This is a genomic window from Anaerobiospirillum sp. NML120511 (genome assembly GCF_023050955.1).
Classification (GTDB): domain Bacteria; phylum Pseudomonadota; class Gammaproteobacteria; order Enterobacterales; family Succinivibrionaceae; genus Anaerobiospirillum.
On the sequence record NZ_JALKIK010000033.1, the window covers coordinates 41,846 to 61,538 of the forward strand.

The following is a 19,693-nucleotide window of genomic DNA, read 5'->3' on the forward strand; positions in this document are numbered from 1 at the left end:
TGATAATCAGGACATTTCTCACATGCAGGCATTTTTTTGCAGAAAACAGCCTGAAAAGACCCACCACAGCCCGCCTCCGATAAATCCAGCCTGCAAACACCAAGTGCCAGCACAGGCACAGGCTGAAATACCCTGATCCGGGGATTGATGAATCAGTTATCCAGTTAAGACATCAGCACAGGAAAAAAGTTCCCACCCCGACGTCTGAATGATCAGCTATTTTAGCAGTCTCAGCCTGTCTACTCAATCGACCAGGCGCCCCTGGGAATAACAAAATTATGCAACCATAAATACAAAACCGGGAGAGCTCCCGGTTTTATTATCTTCCTGCGCCCCGATAATTGGCACAGCCATTACGCAACAACTCTCAGCCCGCCCTCCAGCCATCATGATGACCATCATGACAGCTATCACGCAGCCAGGCATGCATCCCACCTTCAAGGACATCATTCAGCCCGGCATTCAGCCCGGCATTCAGCCCACCTTCCAGGACATCATTCAGCCCGGCATTCAGCCCACCATGCAGACGGGCAAGTGTGCATGCCGGCAAGTATGCCTGACGACTTTCTGACCAGCATTCCGTCCATCACTCATACTTGCGACGGTTGCAGCCCCGGGGGCCGAACCGCTACCATCAGAACAGCTGCAAAAGAAGCCACAGGCCAGCTGTATGTATATACCCCGCATTCTCATACGCGTTTTACCGGTACTGCGGCGCCCGCTCCCTGGTCATGCCGGGGCACTGATTTCAGGACTCTGAGCTTATCCGTATCAGGCTATGGGATGTTAGAGCTCCTCATACTTGAGAATACTCTCAAGATATTCAGCCTGGGCATTGAGCATTTCAGTCTCAGCCTGACTGGCGACAACCAGATAAACGTTATTTTCCATGGTCCTGTAGAAGTCACGGGCACTGTCGCGATACTTCATCCAGGCATCATGGTGAGCCTTGAGCTTTGCTTTGCTTTCCTCAGAGATACTTGAGCTCATTACGGCATTTAAAGCATCATTAATACGGGCCTCCTGACGGGCAGACTCAGCATCGCAACAGGCAATGACTGCTCCGGTCACGCCGTTTGACATGTCCATGCACTGCTGAAAATCAGGAGAAAACTCAGCCATTGCCGAAGTGGAAATTAATGAGCCAAATGCCAGGGCGCTCAGGTACTTTTTCATGCAAAAAAATCCATTGTGTCTTTTGATCAGGCAGTTACGACCACCAGAGCCAGATGACAAAAAGACTGCAGGCAGCTCAGGCATGTAACTGACAGAACCGACCGGTCTGCCTGTTCAGGATATAGACTTACCGGACAAAATTGTACAAAAATCCCTGACCCTGCCCGAAAATGAGCCCCCTGTCGCACTTTGCAGCACAGATCCCGCCATTTTTCCCCTCCATACTGCCCTGCTTGCACTGTTGTTTATCACTGACCAGTTTCGATATTTGCCCGTCAAATCCCGACTCACCACATGCCAGAGCCATGGCTCCGCAGCACCGCCCGCCCCACCGACAGCCCCAATGCCATAACCAGCCCCTGCTCTGCTGACGCCCCCGGGCATGCTCAACAATGGCCTTGCCAGCACTGGCATGGCCTGGCCTGCAAGCCAGAACCACCCGGACCCTGCAAGGTCAGGGCGCAGGCGCTCACTGTTGCGGCGTCCGCTGGATGGATAAGACCTGCAGCCCTGAAATGCATCAGGGCAGGTGGCCCTGTCGTATTTATTACGACAGAACCATCCTGCCCTGTTAAATGCAGTGGCTGCAAAAGCCAGCAGGTTCATGACCGTGCAGACAGTTCGGATCAGGCCGGTGTTCAGTTAATACTGACGCATAACGTGCATGTATGGGCTGCTCCTGCAGCCACTAACTGTCACGCCCTGCCAGGCATTGGTGCCCTGCATGGCTTTGGTGCCATGCCTGGCATTTGTGCCCTGCATGGCATTGGTGCCCTGCGAGCAGTGATTTGCAGGCGGCGCTCCAGAGGCGGGCTTAGAGCAGTTGTACGCCATTTACAGCGCGCAGACCTGATGCGTACTGATTACTGAAGAACACCTGTACTATAGGCAATACTCTCAAGGAAGGTAACCTGACGTACCAGGATTTGGAGGTCATTTTCTGCACCGCTAAATCTGTACATGGTGCCTTCAATGGTTTGGAAAACCTCATAGGCTGAATTGCGGTACTTAATCCATGCTCTCTGGTGAGCCTTAATCTTGTCTTTGGTTGCCTGCTCCACATCAGGTGACTTCATCAACAGACCATAAATCCTGTTGAGTTCCTTGTCCTGAATTTCACTTTCAGTAACAACACAGTCAAGCATTGCGGCGGTAACACCGCCGGACTCATCCAGGCACTTCTGATAAGCTGCGCTCAGTTCAGCGCTGGAGGCTGATGCTGAAAACAGAGCAGCACCACAAACTGCGGCACAAATGATCTTTTTCATTGAGATAACTCCAGTTTGTTTAAGCACCAGCACCAATTACCAGTGCTTGAAAAGTCAGAACAGAACAGGTAAGTGCAAGGACACACCCGCTCATCACTGTCATCATACTACAGTAACTGCATCGTCCTCCCTGCCCCAAACTGCAGATGTGACCACTGCACAAAAAGTCGGCAGCACAGCCCATCAGTTAAGCCCCATCCATATCCGTTCAGTTCTGGCCGGACAGGGTCCACTCCACGTCCAGGGCAAATTCTATGGCCATGCTCAGGTCCAGCCATGGTAAGGTCCAGCCATGCCTGTGTCCCGGATCTGGTCATATCAGGTGCACAAGGTATTGCTATACCAAAGATCAGCTGCCGCCCATGTCAGTCACAGCGCAGGACAGGAGCAGGAGCTCAGTTCTGTTTCACGCCCCACGCACCACGCCCCGAGCCGCCGTCTGCACTTGCAGAACCTGCAATTGCAGAGTCTCCAGTTGCAGCGCTCAGGGGTGGGGCACTGACTGCCGCCCGGAAAACATCAGGGCAGGGAGCATTGTCGTATGTATTACGACAGCACCGTCCTGCCCTGTAAAGTACAGCAGCCGCGAACGGCCCGAAAGTGGATGACCTTTCAGGCTCGAACTGGCCTCTGACTGATCCTTATGCTGCCTGAACTGCGCTGCAAGACCTGATTAGCAGCGCCTGGCCTCAGCTTATGGAACCACCCAAGTCGCTTCAGTGAGCTGCACGGACCATTCCGCCCTGGGCTTGACCAGTGCAGTGCTGTTATGGACACAATGACGCGCGTAAATAACAGACGGCACCGCATGGTCATGCAATCCCGTAAATATCGCCTTTGCAGGTGTTTGGGATATAATATTAACAGCTGCATAAGAGCTGATATACAGCGTGCTGTCCCTGCTTATAAGGCTGCACTTAAGGTCATAATGGCCTGTTCCGGATGCCCTCAATCAAAAGCCGCACTTCACTGCTGCAGCTGTCAGCCTTAACCATAAAGAACTTTCCTGCCCAGCCGCAGTTAACAGCTCTGAGCAAGCGCCCATGGCGCTTTCAGTGCCGCCTGCCGCTTTGATGCGTCATTAGATGCAATCATTTCTGGCCTGGATCAAATGTGCCCTTAAAACTGTTTATCCCTGATACCGTCGAGGTGAATTTTGATTTTTGGTGAAAAATTCCATCCCATGCTTAAAAAGATGCCGCCATGGCGTCACAGTCTCTTTGCCCTGGTGCTGGCTACCCGCTCCTACAGCAACTTTGCCCTGTGGTGTGAAGTCAGACAGGTGCAGGGTCGCACCGAGTTTCTCAACGCCCTGAGACAGTGCTGGACTTATCACTTCGACAAATTCAACCACATCGACCTTGAGGCCGCCTTCGAACAGGTCGAGCCTTATCTGCCAATGGAGCTTGAGGACTATACCGAAGGTGACAGCTTTGCCTTTGACGTGTCCGTCATGCTCGACGTAGCCCTCTCCTCCGTCCCTATGAGCTCAAAGAACGCCCAGAACGCCTCCATGGCATCCATGGCCAGCGTTATCCGCTACTGTGAGCACAACTACCCGGATCAGGAACTTGATGAAGACGCCCTGCTCGAACTTGAGGAGATTCAGGGTGAGATGCAGTTCCAGATTGACCTTATGTACAAGGTCATGGAGCCACGCTCAGAAAAGAATGTCCAGGAGCTGCTGCGTTTTGCCCTTGCCCCTGAGGTAAGCAATATCGGCCTTGATATTGAGCTAAGCTACGAGGACTTTGCCGACTGCTTTGTCATTTCAGCCCGTGACAGCGACGCCGATGGCGGTGCAGATGGCGCCACCAGTGCAGGACGCCCCGGCGAGAGCTCCGACGAGAACGTCTGGGGCCAGCTGCCAGCCAGAAAAAAGAATGCCAAAGCCTCCCGCAACGGCACTCAAGGCAGCAGCAATGAGGGCAGCGACAGCCCGGAGAGCGATGCTCAGTACGAAACTGCAGACGGTGTGGTCATCACCGATGGTGATGACTTTGCTGATCTTGATGACCTTGATGATGAGTCCGACCTGACAGCAGCCGCCGACACCGGCGCCAGCAGCGCCAGCAATGCCCGGGGCGCTCATGGCCATGCAGTTTTCACCGAGGGCGATGCTCTCCTGGAAAGCGACACAGACACCAGGTCCCCAGAGAACACTGCCCGCGCCTCTGAGCACGGTCACGGCCCACAGCGCCGTGAACGCTCAGGCAACCGCGACAGCCGTCATCCTGGACGCCGGGACGGCGCCCGCAATGGCAGCCGTTCCTGTGGTGGCCGACGCGACGAGCGAGCCGGTGGCCGCGACGGCGCCCGCAAGGGCGGTCGTGACGGACGTGGCCGCCACGGACGTGGTGAGAGCCTGGGCCAGGAACGTAACAGCTATGGACGTGATGGTTCAGGCCCACGTCACGGACGTGACAGAGCAGGAGGAGATCGCCAGTCCCGCAGCCCTGCCAGACGTTCGACCACTGTCTATGGACCATATGGATCCAGGACCGAAAATTAACCTTTAAAGTGCACGTTCTGCTGTCCCAAACACTTGATAACCAGTATAACGTTTACACAGTAAAAACCCCCTGAAAACTGTCCATATTTGATTTTACAAACTTACAGTTAAGAATAATCTGCAGGGCAGATTTACCGTGTTCTAATGCACTTTTAACAATATTGTGATGCGCTGCATCACAATTAGAAATAATCGCCTGTAGGTTTTTTATGGTGTAACTAGAAATATAGTATGAATCAGGATAAACTAGTGCCAGTTCAATATCACAGCTATATGCTTTGTCCAGTCTTTCATACATCAGGACTGGCATTGAAGCACAGTTGAGAAAGGCCGGTTATCCGGAGTCAGTGGTGATCACTATGTCGATCGCTTTTTTGCTTGCTTAATCGTCAATTTGCGTTCTTTTGTGTCAGAAAAGGCACCTGGTAACGCCGGCAACCTTATTAACTGGCAGCTGTCAAACATTCAAACTAAGGTTTAACTGCTGAGTTCCCCTGATACGGGGGAGTATTCAGGCACGGTTTTTCTGAGCGTACATCAGCCCGTTTTGGATGTAGCAGCGGAATCTCCGGGCACTCACGCCTGTCAGTTCAGACATCAGGCTGACAGAGTACCCCGTGAAAGCCCTTTAATCCTGACTGCAACCAGCATCAGGATCAGTGCAGATTTTCATGCCAGGTTCTTAATTACATCAGGAAACAAGCTTAGGAATACTAAGGAATATGAATATGGAGCGCCGCAAATACTCTCGTGTTGCCCTCGATCTGGAAGGCATCTTACAATCTGAAGTTCAAAAGAAGAATTACATGGTTCTGGTACATGACGTATCCCTCAAAGGAGCGTTTGTAGAGCTGCGAAATTTTGAAGACGATCCTCATTTCTTTAAAGGCCAGAAGTACAGGCTGGTTATCGAGCTGCAGGCCACTACCAAGATCACCATGCTCATGATTTGCCGTCACGTAATAGGCAAGAAGCTGGGTCTGGAGTGTGAGCGTATTGATTCGGATTCAATTTCCAACCTGCGCCGTCTTGTTGAGATGAACGTAGGCCGCTCAGATATTCTTGGCCGTGAGCTTAACGTTCTCATGCATAATGACTGATAAAAAGATTTATCCATAAAATGCCAGACGAAATGTCTGGCATTTTATTTTATCCCGTACCCACCCCATACCAGCAAGGTCCATCCCGTAGCCGACTGCCATGCAAGGACGCCCACAGTTCAGCCGGCCACAGCACAGACAGGCGTCAGCTGACCGCTGCTACCAGCTGACCACCTGCCAGGACACAACCCCTGCATTTGTGACAGCTGCCACTGCTGCATGGCCTGATTGTGCCAGTCATGCGCTATTTAGCTTTCATATCTGCCGGAAATCATCCCGCTTACTGTTGCAATCTGTCCCTGCCAGCATTGCCCCCATCCATGCAGCAGCTGGTTCAGCAGCTTGAGCATATTGCGCATCCAACTCAGCAGCTTGCGCATCCTGCTCAGCAGCTGGCACTGGCCCCATGGAGCAGCTTTTTCAGCCCTTTCAGCCTCTTGCACGCCCCCATTGAGTTGTCCAGGCAACTCCAGTTCAACAGCAGGGAAATTTACGTCCCGTCCCTAATCACCCAGTCCATTATTCAAAGCATGCAGCCCCGACTGCAGATGCCGCCTCCGTCCTGCCTGCCGTGCCGCCGCCGTCCTGCATGTCGCGCCGCTGCAGGCCTGTCTGCTGTGCCCGTCTTGAGCCGGTGAAATCGTTCCCTCAACTCTTCACTGCCGTCGGTGGTACTGGTCAGACCCTGTGTAGCCGCATATGCAGCGGCGTGCTGACAAAAGCCTAAGATACGCTTCACATTTCACCTGGGGCAGTATCAGGCCAAGTGGCAGCATTACCTGTTGTCAACGTCATGCGTAATTTGTGAAAAAGCGCAGTGTGAAGAGACCCGCATCTTTGAGAATATGGTCAATTTCTGAACAAATATGTTCTCTTGCTGTGCAAATCAGCATAGGTAGTTGACAAATTAACTGTAAGGCAGGTGATTACTTTGATGCATGTGAAAGAATTTCACCAGAATACTCATTGTCACTGTGTAAGTGCTGACTTACTATATCTGGAACCAGCCATGTATGTAAAAAGTCCGGAACACCTTGAATTCACACCTTGCAGCGCGCCGCCCAACACTAAACAGTGTTGCCCGGCCACAGCAGTTAAGAGTGAAGATTTATATGTACTGGCAGCCCCCAGTTTCCAAAGCTCCATGCCTTACTGCCCCGTTTGATTTCATTACCAGACTTGGAACATGAACTTGGCAGGCCTTAATGGCCTGAACTGGCCTGAGAACATACCCCATCAGGCAAACCTTATATCCCACTGCCTTATAAAAACCGGCATATCATCATACTGCGCCACAGCATGAAGCTGTCAGCACAATGCTCATCATGCCCCGCCTCAGGCAAAATGCAGCCATGCTAAGAACATGCTGTATTAAGCTCAGGCGTGTGTGTACACAAAATGATACGAACCGTACCAGGTCAGCTTTCTGCCTGCTGACACTGTGAAGTTATGATGCGGTATACAAGGGATATTATCCCTGTTGTTATCGCAGCTCTCTTTAGAGAGCGCGATGTCAGATAATTCGTCAAAAAGGAAAATCTACATGCTTACTGAGAACCAGATTGCACTGATCAAAGCTTCAGTTCCAGCTCTTCAGGAGCACGGTGTAGCCATTACTACTGCCATGTACCGCCGCATGCACGCTCTCAATCCTGAGATGCGTCAGCTCTTCAACCAGGGCCACCAGCGTGCCGGACGTCAGCAGATGTCCCTTGCCATGGCCGTTCTTGCCTATGCTCAGAATATTGAGAACCTTTCAGTTCTGGGCGATGCAGTAAAGCACATCGCCAGCAAGCATGTATCCCTCAACATCCGTCCTGAGCACTACCCAATCGTAGGCGGTCACCTGCTTGAGGCCATCAAGGAAGTTCTGGGCGATGCCGTAAATGACGAGCTTCTCGACGCCTGGGCTGCAGCCTATGGTCAGCTTGCTGATCTGCTCATCAAGGTAGAGGCCGACCTGTACAACAGCGCTGCCACTGCCAAGGGCGGCTGGTCTGGCTGGCGTGGTTTTGTTATCACTGCCAAGACCCAGGAAACCAGCGACATCACCAGCTTCGTGCTCGAGCCTGCTGATGGCGGCGAGCTGGGTGATGTAACTGCCGGTCAGTTCGTATCCGTACGTGTATTCCTCAAGGACGACAAGCTCATTCAGCCACGTCAGTACACTGTTAATGCTCACGACGGCAAGTCCATGCGTATCAGCGTACGCCGCATTGACTCTGTAAACGGCAATCCAGCCGGCATGGTCTCCAACGCTCTGCACGACAACTACAATGTTGGTGACATGGTTGAGGTTTCCCCACCACTGGGCGAGTTTGTACTTGAGAAGGGTCAAAACCCTGTAGTAACCATCACCGCCGGTGTTGGTATTACCCCTGCTCTGGCCATGTTAAAGAGCTCTGACATGAGCGGTCGTGCCCTCAACTTCTTCCACGTCTGCCGCGATGATGCTCACATGCCTCACCGTGCTGAAATTGACGCCCTGATTGCAAGGGAGCCAGGCAGAAAGCTCAATGTCTTCCATACTGCTGAAAAGGGCCGCCCAGGCGAGGCTGACATTGCTGCTCAGATCGTTGACGGCGCCACCTACTATGTCTGCTGCCCAGGCGACATGATCAAGTTCGTTACCGACACTCTGGTCAAGAACGGCGTTCCACAGAGCGCTGTCCGCTACGAGCGCTTCGGCACCGGCCGCTAACAGCAGCCACAGCCCGGCACGCTCTGCAAGTGCAGAGCAGCCCGGACTTTTAAGGCCTGCTTACGCAGCCCCATAAAAAGCGTCCCCTGTTACTCCACGCAGTAACAGGGGACGTTTTTTTGTATTAAGTAAAATACCGGCCCCGGCCCCCAATTACACTGCAGGGCATTGCCTGGGCCCAGCCTGACCTTGCATTGCCATGCCCTGCCTGACCGTATGTCAGGCAAGCCTGCCAGACGGCCGGGACAGACAGACAGACAGAGAGCCATGCCTTGCTGACGGCAGGAAGGCCAGGCAATCAGCCTGGCAGACAGGCTGGCTGTCGGGCGGCTAGACCAGCTCAACGAGCTGCTGGATATTTTTGACTGGCGTGATTTCCATGTTGCCTATGCGGTTTTTGTTACGCGGGGCATTATCGAAAGGGACAATGGCGCGGGTAAAGCCCTGCTTTTCGGCCTCATTGAGGCGCTCAAGACCGGACTGCACCGGTCTGATTTCACCGGTCAGACCTATTTCACCAAAGGCAATGGTGGTGCGCTCTACCGGACGCTCGGTAAAGGAGGACAGCAGCGCCAGGATAAGAGGTACGTCAGCTGAGGTGCCATCGATTTTTACGCCACCTACCACGTTGACGAAGACGTCCTGGTCTGCAAGCTGAATACCGGCATGACGGTGCAGCACTGACAGCAGCATGGACAGTCGGTTGGCATCGGTACCAAGAGACAGACGGCGCGGATTGCCATACTGGGATATATCGACAAGGCCCTGCAGCTCCACCAGCAGCGGACGGGTACCCTCCCACACGCAGGTAGCCAGAGATCCTGGAGCCACTGTTTCCTGACGGTTGAGGAAGATGGCCGATGGATTTTTAATCTCGTGCAGGCCCTTATCGGTCATGGCAAACACACCGATTTCATTGACAGCGCCAAAACGGTTCTTATGACAGCGCAGGGTTCTAAAACGCATGTCATTACCGGCCTCGAGCATTACCGAGCAGTCAACACAGTGCTCGAGCACCTTAGGGCCGGCAAGGCTGCCCTCCTTGGTAACGTGGCCTACCAGAAAGACGGCAATACCTGTGCGCTTGGCAAACTGGGTAAGGGCAGCAGCGGCCTCACGTACCTGAGATACCGAGCCCGGAGCACTGTCAACATCGCTTACATGCATGACCTGAATGGAGTCCACTACCAGTACGGACGGCTCTTCTTTCATGGCCAGGCTGACAATATTGTCAATGGAGGTCTCAGCACCAATGCGGACACTGGCTGTTGGCAGGCCCAGACGGTGAGCACGCAGAGCTACCTGCTCAAGCGATTCTTCGCCTGTGATGTAGAGCACTTTGGTAGTGTCTGACAGCTTGCACACAGTCTGAAGCAGCAGGGTTGACTTGCCGGCACCTGGATTACCACCAATAAGCACTACCGAGCCAGGCACAATGCCGCCGCCCAGCACGCGGTCGAATTCTCCGTAGCCGCTGGGAATACGGGGAGTCTGGGCCACCTGAACGTTGGCCAGATTTTCAATTTTGCCATCGGCCTGACCGGCAAAACCGCTCATGCCACGGGCAACTGAGCGCTCGGCCTTTGGGCCGGCCAGCTTGAGCTCCTCAATGGTATTCCACTCGCCACAGGCCTTACACTGTCCCTGCCAGCGTGAAAATTCAGCGCCGCACTCACGGCACACATAAACTGTTTTTGCTTTGGCCATAGCTCTCTGCCTGAATAAAAAATCAAAATCCGCCGGTACTCACAAAACCGGAATATTCTCTGCTCCTGCAACAGTACAGGCTACGTACTTGCAGCCACCCAGCCGAACCCGGCCTACGCCCGGGCCGGCTGCCCCGGCCTGCGCCCGGGCTGCATGCTGGTGCCCTTATGCGCTGCCTGTCTGCACCTGCAGGCGCCGCCTGAGGGCCGCCTCTGACAACTTAATAAGATTGTGATCCTGATGCAGAGTTTGTCCTCAAGAAAGTGTATTTTTCTGCCGTTTATGAATTTGCAGAACTTTTGCCGGAGCAAAGCACAGCACAAAATAGCATTAAGGGCCCTCAATGGCTACATTTTGTGTCCCCAGGGACATAAAGCTGTAACCCTGTAAGCCCCTGACAAGTGCCAGAAGTGCAGGGACGCCACCCCGGATCAGGCATCACAGCCTGATTCAGCACCAGGCATGCAGCCGCGCTGGAGCCTGTACAGATGATGCTGTGGATGCTGCTGTGGATGCTCCAGTGCAGAATGCTGCTGTGCGCAATACCGGCTGTGCAGGATGCTGCCGCATTAATGGCTGAGGAGGATGCTGCCGTGCGTGAATGACTGAGAAGGATTTTTCCTACTTTTGGTCATAAGTGCCACGGGCTTCAAATTCATATGTCGTATTATGTGCTAGTATGTGCCTTTAACAGTGCCCCAATATGGGATCCGGCGCACTTTTTGACTGGTGCACAGTGAAAAAATCACGGCTTTTTCCATATCTGAAATCAAAGACAAACAGCACGTGCAGGCCTTTTTTCCACACACTGCTCAATAGCATCACACACTTACAACAGTAGATATGATTCGCTTTTGTGCGCATATCCTTGATACATATTTTGCAGTTTGCGGTATCATGCCTGAACAGCTACAGACTTTCAGAGTAAACTCTGATTTTCTGTGCCGCCTTTGACTCAGGGCACAGTGCAGCTTCACCTGCCTTATCAGCATCGCCCTTTGCTGCATGTAAAGCCTGCAGCAAACGAGGATGCAGCTGAGGATTAACAGGGGAAACTACCCGAGACAGGCCTCAAGGCCACGGCATCAGCATTACCCTCAGGCACATAAGACTGCCAGGGCGGTGCCCTGCGCCTGCCAGATGGCAGTGCCATGGCCGCCCGGCAGGCAGTTCCAGTTGCTGACCGTCAGGCAGTGCCATGAGCCTGCCGTCGGGAAACGTCATACAAACGCGGCCTGAATGCTGCATATAAATAACGAATTATCTGGTCTGGTTCAGGGGCGCCCCGTATAATTACGGGAAATCAGAGCCTCAAACCTGTAACAGAGCTGTCAGCAAGCAGAAGTTGCCTGTCAATTTTCTGTCCTGTACAGCACTGCAGGTGTGACCCAGGAAGCCGCCAGCTGCGGCTGGATGGCAGTTCGCTCAAACAAACGGATTTCATTATTCAGCGGTCAGTGGATGTACCCGGGCCTGTCAAAGCCTGAGCACAATGCCAGCTGCAGTCTCAATGGTCCTTTCAGGTCTGTCTACGCGAAATAGTTTCCTAAAGGCCATTAGTCATAGCCGCAACCTGCCAGAAGGATGCGGATATTTAGCTGAATTTATCAACCAGGGACCCCTTCATGCTTACGGAAAAACAGATTGAACTGGTCAAAAGCTCGGTACCTACTCTTCAGGAGCGTGGCGTAGAAATTACAGCCGCTCTGTACCGCCGCCTGCTCGCAGGCAATCCTGAAATGCGTCAGCTGTTTAATCAGGGACATCAGCGTACTGGAAAGCAGCACATGTCACTTGCTGCAGCCATCCTTTCCTATGCTCAGAATATTGAAAACCCTATCGTCCTTTTCAATGCTGTGCAGCATATTGCCAGTAAGCACGTATCTCTGAACATCCGCGCTGAGCACTACCCAATCATGGGCCGTCACCTGCTCGACGCCATTGAGGAAGTTCTGGGTGATGCCGCTACCGATGAGCTGCTCGATGCCTGGGCTTCAGCCTATGCACAGCTGGCAGAAATCTTCATCAAGACCGAAGCCGAACTCTATGAGGAGAGTGCCAACGCCAATGGCGGCTGGTCCGGCTGGCGTGCTTTCCGTATTATCAACAAGAATCAGGAAACCGAGGACATCTTCAGCTTCATTCTCGAGCCTGTTGATGGCGGTGAGCTGCGTGATGTTATCGCAGGTCAGTTCGTATCCCTGCGTATTTACCTCAAGGACCAGGGTCTGATTCAGCCACGTCAGTACACTGTCAATGCTCACGACCACAAGTCTATCCGCATCAGTGTACGCCGTATTCCACCTGTTGATGACCGTCCTGCAGGCATGGTTTCCAATACCCTCATCGACAGTTACAACGTGGGTGATCTCCTGGACGTTTCCCCACCAGTAGGCGAATTTATTCTGGAGAAGGGCGATAACCCTATCGTCCTGATTTCTGCAGGTATCGGTATTACCCCTGCCCTTGCCATGTTAAGAAGTGAAGACGCCCGTGGCCGTCCACTCATCTTCTTCCATGTATGTAAGGATGAGGCTCACCTCCCACACCGTGAGGAAATCGAGGAGCTCATTACCGAAGAGGATATCCGTGTTCTCCAGCTGCACTACACAGCTGAAATGGGCCATCCAACAGAAGAAGACATTGCCAACCTCGTCGTTGATGATGCCACCTACTATGTATGCTGCCCAACCCGTTTTGCCAATAACATTATTGACACTCTGATTAAGAACGGCGTTCCAGAGACAGCTATCCGCTACGAGCGTTTCGGCACCGGCCGCTAATCCCGGCCCCCGCCTCACGGCAGGCCCGGTTTTCCGGCCCTGCCGCCCTGAAAAAAGCGTCCCTCTCCACATCTGTGAAGAGGGACGCTTTTTTTCATAGCTGTTCAACCGCCCCAACCGGACGGACCTGACCTGGCCTTGATGGCCCTGGCCTGTGCAAGGCACGGCCCAGGACCGGGCCAGGCTGGTCTGCGGCTGGCTGCTGCCGCCCAGCCAGACGCTGGCTGTTGTCGGCCGCTAGAGGCGCGGGAAGCGTATAACGCTGGCAAGGCCGTTGACGAAGACATTGCCAAGGGAGCGCATGGTAAGCTTTCAGGCCGGGGTATTAAGGTCAGCCTTGAGCTGCAGCAGAGCACGTACGGCTGCCAGAGTGCCTATGTTCAGGCAGTTGCGGGCCTCCTGCTGAACCTTTGGCTTGGCATGATAGGCAATGCCCAGACCGCCCTGAGCCATCATCTTGAGATCATTGGCACCATCACCAAGCACAATAATGTTCTGCTGAGCAGTGCCACTTTCTCTGAGCTCAACTACCAGATCGGCCTTGGCCTGAGCATCAATGATCGGGCCGCTGACCCTGCCGGTAAATAAGCCATTGTCGTCGGTCTCAAGTCTGTTGGCTCTGACGGCATCAATACCGTAGCGCTGAACAATGACATCAATGAGATCATGGAAGCCGCCTGAGGCAATACAGGTTTTGAACCTGCCACCATGGTCTGCATTCTTAAGGACATTGCAGAAAGTAAGCAGCTCATTAAGACCGTCAGTCTCAACCATGATGCCACGAACCTTTTCCAGCACGCTTTCAGCATCACCACCTTTGAGCAGAGCAACACGACGGGTCAGTGACTGGGCAAAATCAAGCTTGCCATGCATGGCCTCTGAGGTAATGGCGGCCACCTGGTCAAAGACATTGAGGCAGCGGGCAATTTCATCAATACCCTCAATCTGCACTGTGGTCATGTCCATGTCCATTACCAGAGCACCGTCATAGCTGGAACCAGGACAGAAGCATGGAAAGCTCTCAGAAAATAGCACATCAACCTGTCCCCTGAAGCGGCCCTCGAGTACCTCATGCTTTACCGCACGCTCGACGCTCTCGTCAATGTCATGGTCAAAGACACTGAGGCTGTAAACCATTTCACGGCGCGGGTCGCACTGATAAACGGTACGCACTGAGCCCAAATCAGATGAGCACATCCCCAGCACTTCATCAATCAGGTTTTTCTGGCGCTCAGTAATGCTCTGTGCTGACTCCCCACTTTCACGTCTGACTACTAAAAATACATCGCGGAACATGCTCTATCCTTCAATCCTGATAAACAACATCCTGCCACCTGCCTGACCGTCCCCGGTCAGCCCCTGCTGCCATTGCAGCAGGCGGCGGCTGCGGCGGCTGCTGCAACTGCAGCTGGCGACAGGAAATCCAATTATAGGCCATTTTGACTCAGCACGCCCCATGACCAGCCTCTGCTCCGCCAATGCAAGGCGCAGCGCCAGCATGGCCGCAGCGACAGCGGCCCAGACCTGGGCGCGCCGCTGTGCGCCTGCTGCCAACTGCTGGCTTAGAGGCAGATGTGTCAGAGGATGCCGGGTCAGCGGCTACAGGCTCAGAGGTTACGGGCTAAGATGCTACTGGGTCAAAGGCTGGCGGGGCAGAGGCTACTTGACCAGGGGAGCCTGCCTCAGGTGCTCAAGGTGAGCGCTGATCCTTGAAATGAGGGTACCGTCGTAATGGTCGCTGAAAGTGCCGTCAAAATCGCTTTCCAGCAGAATCTGGTCGGCAGGCAGGTCATGAGCAAGGAGGGTGAATTTTTTCTGATTGTCTGCAAAGAGCAGAGCCTGCCCAAGTCCGGTCTTAAGGCCGTCCATTATCAGAGCCCGAGCCAGGGGAGGCTTACCATTAAAGCCATGGAAACAGCCTCTGATTCTGCCCTTGAGATCTGTTTGCCTGATGCAGCGCTGCAGGTCAGTAAAGGCCCGTACACAGTGAAAGGAATAAGGCAGATTCAGATGCACGGTGGCATGCAGAAAGTCACTGAGGCAGCGGTACTGCTCATCCATATCCACAGTACAACGCGTATCAAGGCCCACCTCACCCAGCGCCTGCCCATACAGCTTAGGACAGCTGTCCTGCACAAAGGCAATGACCTTTAACAGCAGCTGCAGCTCTGCCTCCCAGGCGTTGTGCTCAAGCACGTCAGACAGCCAGAAAGGATGAATCCCGACTCCAAGAGAAAAGCGCCCACTGTCAGCAAGCCCGGCGCGCCTGAGCACGCTGGCACACAGCAGTGCATCAAAGGCACAGACGCTTTGTAAAACAAAATGCTCGACCTCGGAGGACACAAAGCTCTCAAGCCGCGCCTCCAGCTGACCGCCAGCGGACAGCCTGTCAGCCTGAGCTTCGACCTGCTCATTCAGATACTGCCACCAGTCATCATGTGAGCGCACACCTGCGCAATAAAAGCGACTGACCAGCTCATGCGGGTCATAAAGTCCCAGCAGCAGATGGCAATGGTGGTCACAAAGCCCCGTCATCTCTGTCCCCCTCAATACAGAAAAATCCCAGCCACAAGGCCACTCCCAAGGTGCCCCATCCCGGACCGCTGAAGCCATGGCCAACCGCCATGGCCCTTGCAGCCATGGCCACCGCATGGTCAACAACAAAGGCGCGGCTGCTGCTGCGGCTGCGGCGCGGCTGCGGCGCTCCAAGCAAGCCCGGTTCAGACCCTTATCTTAAGGCACAGTCGGCAAAAAGCTATGCCCCTTGCGCAACCTGTCCTCAGATCGCACTTACCAGATACACAAAACGCAATTAAAAAACGCCCTTCAGGGCGCTTTTATAAGCTCTTTATGAGCAATATGGAGACATAACCGCATTCCTGGACCTGCCCGGCATTGCCGGGACTTACCAGGCATAACCGGGCGGCCCTGACCGTGCGTCAGCTGCGGCTGCGGTCGGAGGCGCCGCTGGCGCCGCTGGCGGCTGCGCCGGCAGTCTGGTCTGCTGCCATGGCAGCGGCGGAGGCCGGGGCAGAGGCCGGTGCAGAGGACTGTTCAGTTACCGGTACTGCAGGATCGCCTGCTACATATTCATCAGGTGAAGCGCCCATGATCTGAGGCTTGAGCTGGGCTCGGGCCGCCTCGCGAGCTGCAGCAATTTCCGGATCTTCAGACTCTACAGGATCTGGAGCAACGGCCTGAGAGCCGTAAGGCACACCGCGCTCAGGTGCAGCAACCTCGCCATTTGCCATATATGGTATGCAGGAAGGATCATCAGGATGCTCGCGGCAGTACCAGCGGGCACGGGCGTCTTTGATGCACATCTCCAGGAGCTTGAAGTCAATTGGCTTGGAGACATGATAGTTCATGCCGGCATCAAGTGAGGCCTTGATATCCTCAGAGAAGGCATTAGCCGTCATGGCAATCACAGGAATCACGCGGGCATCGCTGCGATCAAGATTACGGATATCGCGGGTAGCCTCAAGACCATCCTTACGCGGCATCTGTACGTCCATGAGAATAATGTCGTAAGTGCCAGGTAAGCTGCGGCTGAATTCTTCAACCACCTCAACACCGTCAGAGCATACCTTACAGTGGGCACCGCGCATGCTCAGCAGATCTACCAGAATCTCGGAATTGAGCTCATTATCCTCGGCAGCCAGAATATTCAAGCCCTCAAGAATATTGGCCTCGCCCTTGCCATCAGTCCTGCCATCGGCTGACTCACGGTGAGACATGGTATCCAGAGCCTGCTTGAGGCTGGACAGGAACAGAGGCTTGTTCAGGAAATGAGAAACACCGGCCTCCATGGCATCAAGCTCAACCTCAGAATAGTCGTAGCTTGAGAGCATGATGACAGGAATGTCCTTGAAGCTGCTCTGATTGAGGGTGCGGGCAACGGATACACCGTCTTCGTTTTCCAGCTTCAGGTCAAGCAAAATGAGACTGATGCTGGAGTTATCTTTGTCCATGCTGGCCAGAATTTCCATGGCATCAGCACTGCCACGGGCATGATAAGACTTTACTCCGGCCTCAGAGAGGGTTACCTCTACTGACTTGAAGTCGGAAATATCGTCATCAATAATAAGTACATTGCTGATGTTGTGGGTAGCAAAGAAGTCACGATCATTGACCTCAACGCCATGAATCTTGAATGAAAGGTTGACCGTAATGGTAGTACCCTCACCCTCCCTGCTCTTGACGTCGATAGTACCGCCCAGCAGTTTGATGAGATTGTTGGTAATGGTCATTCCAAGACCGGTACCCTGTATGCGGGTGTTCATGGCCGTCTCAGAACGGGCAAATGGTTCAAAAATATGCTTGAGGAAGTCCTCAGTCATACCCATGCCATTGTCCCTGACCTCAAAGATATAGCTGGCAATATTGTTATTGGAGCGCTTTGGCTCCTCGGTAACAGTCAGACAGACATGACCGCCTACCTGAGTGTACTTGACCGCATTGGACAGCAGATTAAGCAGAATCTGATTGACGCGCAGATCATCGCCGATGAGAAGCTCATGCTCGATACTGTTGATATGAATATCAAAGGCCTGATGACGGCCGTGAGCCTGAGGACGGACAATGGTATTGACGTTTTCAATGAGCTCGGCAAGCGAGAACTCACGGGCATTGACCGAGACCTTGCCACTTTCAATCTTTGACATGTCCAGAATGTCATTGATAAGGCCCAGCAGGTGTTGCGAGGACGCACTGATCTTGCGGGCATAGTCAGCCACTTTCTGCTGATTGCCACTGTCGCGGGCCAGCAGAGTGCACAGACCGACAATGGCATTCATAGGGGTACGCAGGTCATGACTCATGGCACTGAGGAAGTTACTCTTGGCCTTATTGGCCTGCTCAGCCTCGTTATAGGCCTGAGCCGTCAGCTCACGCATGTGCTTTTCATTTTGCAGAGCATCAATGAGATCCATGGATGACTGCTTGTTGCGGGTGGCCAGATAGGCAATGACCAGAGCTACTACCAGGAAGAAGATCAGACCGTAACAGGCATCAGCTGCTGACAGCCAGCCATAGCGCGGAATAATATGCAGAGTGACACGGCGGCCGGAGATGAGCTTGGAGTAGGAAACACAGTCCTTGAGCTGGTGATGCTGCAGGGTGGAACCCACTTCAACAGGCTTGCCGAAATTCATCATGACAAAGCGGTACTCATAGCCCTGACGGGTAAGGTCATTGAGCCCAAAAGGCTCAATGATCTCAGGCAGAGACATGGAAATGGCTGAAAAGCCCCAGAAAGTACCGTCGTTGAGATAAACAGGATTACGGGCCACCATGGCAATGCCGCCCTGAAGGAATTTGCGCGGACCGTCAATGGTGGTAAGACCGGAGAGCATGGCGTATTCGGCTGTTTCGCGGGTGATTTCACGTTCGAGCACGTTATCACCTATGGCAGCTTCGTTACCGGCCAGAGGATAGGAGTAGAGCATGATACCTTTTGGCAGCAGCTGCAGGCCTTTGATTGCCGGGGTATCGTAGAGCATGGAAGCGAAGAGATTGAATTCCTGCAGATGGGTTTTGCCGTCCAGATTTTCCATCATGGCACGCATCTTATCCTCACCCATGGAGTGCAAAAAGCCCTCGACCATATCGGTCTTTTCAATCATGTTGTTGAGGATAATTTCAACGTGGGAAATGGATTCCTGAGCCATGGAGCGCGCAAGGTCACGGCGCGACTCAATGATCTGGAAAATAAAGACAAAGTAGATAGCCAGCAGGACGCCGAAAGATATGATAAAGCGAGTGACAAAGTATCGCAGAAATGGCCTGTTCATAAGCAATCGGCCACTCCCCTGCAGTAATCATGCAGGAGCAGAAGCCGCCTCTGTTGGCATGTTAATAAAACAGTCTGTACCCGCTAAAGGCCTGACCTCATAAATTCAGACCGGCTCAAAGCCGTCAGCCCAAACCTTGTGCCGTAAACAACAAACGGCTGCACAGGCAAGGAGGGAAAAGAAGCATGCGATAACATCAGGTCAGAGCATGACTGAACCTGGCATTACCTGGCTGAAAAAGACAGGCTCTCACCTGCCCGAAAAATCTGCCGACCACGCAGCAGTACCTGCCGCAGGCCTGCGGCTCACAGCCCCAGCTGCGCCCTGCAGCCTGCAGCTGCGGCCTGCATGCCTGTCTGCATGCCTGGCTGCATGTCTTGCTGCAGCCATGGGGATAGCGCTCATCAAAGCTTTGACGGCCGCCTGTTGTCATAATATTTCAGGCAAGACAATATCATGCCCTGGTGCAGTTTATCTGCATCTGACATGATGTGCAGCATGAAGCCTGCCATAAGTGTATTTTCAAATAGGGGAAACACACGCCCTGATCCGGATCACAAAATTTAGGGCAGCATGGCCAAGCATAAAAAGGACCACGTGTGAAACTTAACGAGTTGCATTTGCTGATAGTGCCAGCTTGTCACTAAAACGCTT

11 protein-coding genes are annotated in these 19,693 nt (G+C 53.4%); 5 read left to right on the forward strand and 6 right to left on the reverse strand.

Annotation, left to right across the window (positions count from 1 at the left end):
* Positions 1-400 precede the first annotated feature (400 nt).
* Complete coding sequence (locus tag MXE39_RS09390; RefSeq protein WP_246978688.1) at positions 401-571, forward strand: hypothetical protein; 171 nt, start codon at positions 401-403, stop codon at positions 569-571.
* Between the two features lie 215 nt (positions 572-786).
* On the opposite strand, the gene MXE39_RS09395 is transcribed toward MXE39_RS09390, so the two are convergent.
* Together MXE39_RS09395 and MXE39_RS09400 are read right to left on the reverse strand one after the other, a co-directional pair.
* Entirely contained in the window at positions 787-1,176 is a 390-nt protein-coding gene (locus MXE39_RS09395) for a lysozyme inhibitor LprI family protein (RefSeq protein ID WP_246978687.1), read from the reverse strand.
* A gap of 863 nt (positions 1,177-2,039) precedes the next feature.
* Positions 2,040-2,444 (reverse strand): lysozyme inhibitor LprI family protein, encoded by a 405-nt coding sequence (locus MXE39_RS09400; protein ID WP_246978686.1) that lies wholly within the window; start codon positions 2,442-2,444, stop codon positions 2,040-2,042.
* Between the two features lie 1,183 nt (positions 2,445-3,627).
* On the opposite strand from MXE39_RS09400, the gene MXE39_RS09405 reads away from it, so the two are divergent.
* The 3 genes from MXE39_RS09405 (at position 3,628) to MXE39_RS09415 (ending at position 8,757) form a co-directional block, all read left to right on the forward strand.
* The gene (locus MXE39_RS09405; RefSeq protein ID WP_247074010.1) at positions 3,628-4,956 is read left to right on the forward strand and encodes a DUF416 family protein; all 1,329 of its coding nucleotides are present in this window, start codon (positions 3,628-3,630) and stop codon (positions 4,954-4,956) included.
* Positions 4,957-5,684: 728 nt separating this feature from the next.
* Complete coding sequence (locus MXE39_RS09410) at positions 5,685-6,056, forward strand: PilZ domain-containing protein (RefSeq protein ID WP_246978684.1); 372 nt, start codon at positions 5,685-5,687, stop codon at positions 6,054-6,056.
* A gap of 1,543 nt (positions 6,057-7,599) precedes the next feature.
* Positions 7,600-8,757, forward strand: a complete 1,158-nt coding sequence (locus MXE39_RS09415) for a globin domain-containing protein (protein WP_246978683.1) — start codon at positions 7,600-7,602, stop codon at positions 8,755-8,757.
* 330 nt (positions 8,758-9,087) lie between these two features.
* Here the strand turns inward: MXE39_RS09415 and radA are convergent, their stop codons facing one another.
* Positions 9,088-10,464 (reverse strand): DNA repair protein RadA, encoded by a 1,377-nt coding sequence (gene radA, locus MXE39_RS09420; protein ID WP_246978682.1) that lies wholly within the window; start codon positions 10,462-10,464, stop codon positions 9,088-9,090.
* Between the two features lie 1,625 nt (positions 10,465-12,089).
* Between radA and MXE39_RS09425 the strand changes: the two genes are divergently transcribed.
* Positions 12,090-13,247: a globin domain-containing protein gene (locus tag MXE39_RS09425; protein WP_246978681.1), complete on the forward strand. Its 1,158-nt coding sequence runs from the start codon at positions 12,090-12,092 to the stop codon at positions 13,245-13,247.
* Positions 13,248-13,559: 312 nt separating this feature from the next.
* Here the strand turns inward: MXE39_RS09425 and serB are convergent, their stop codons facing one another.
* The 3 genes from serB to MXE39_RS09440 form a co-directional block, all read right to left on the reverse strand.
* The gene (serB, locus tag MXE39_RS09430; protein WP_246978680.1) at positions 13,560-14,543 is read right to left on the reverse strand and encodes a phosphoserine phosphatase SerB; all 984 of its coding nucleotides are present in this window, start codon (positions 14,541-14,543) and stop codon (positions 13,560-13,562) included.
* A 363-nt stretch (positions 14,544-14,906) separates the two neighbouring features.
* Positions 14,907-15,695: a TatD family hydrolase gene (locus MXE39_RS09435; protein ID WP_348647478.1), complete on the reverse strand. Its 789-nt coding sequence runs from the start codon at positions 15,693-15,695 to the stop codon at positions 14,907-14,909.
* A gap of 491 nt (positions 15,696-16,186) precedes the next feature.
* On the reverse strand, positions 16,187-19,039 hold the full coding sequence (locus tag MXE39_RS09440) for a response regulator (protein ID WP_246978678.1): 2,853 nt from the start codon (positions 19,037-19,039) through the stop codon (positions 16,187-16,189).
* Positions 19,040-19,693: the final 654 nt, after the last annotated feature.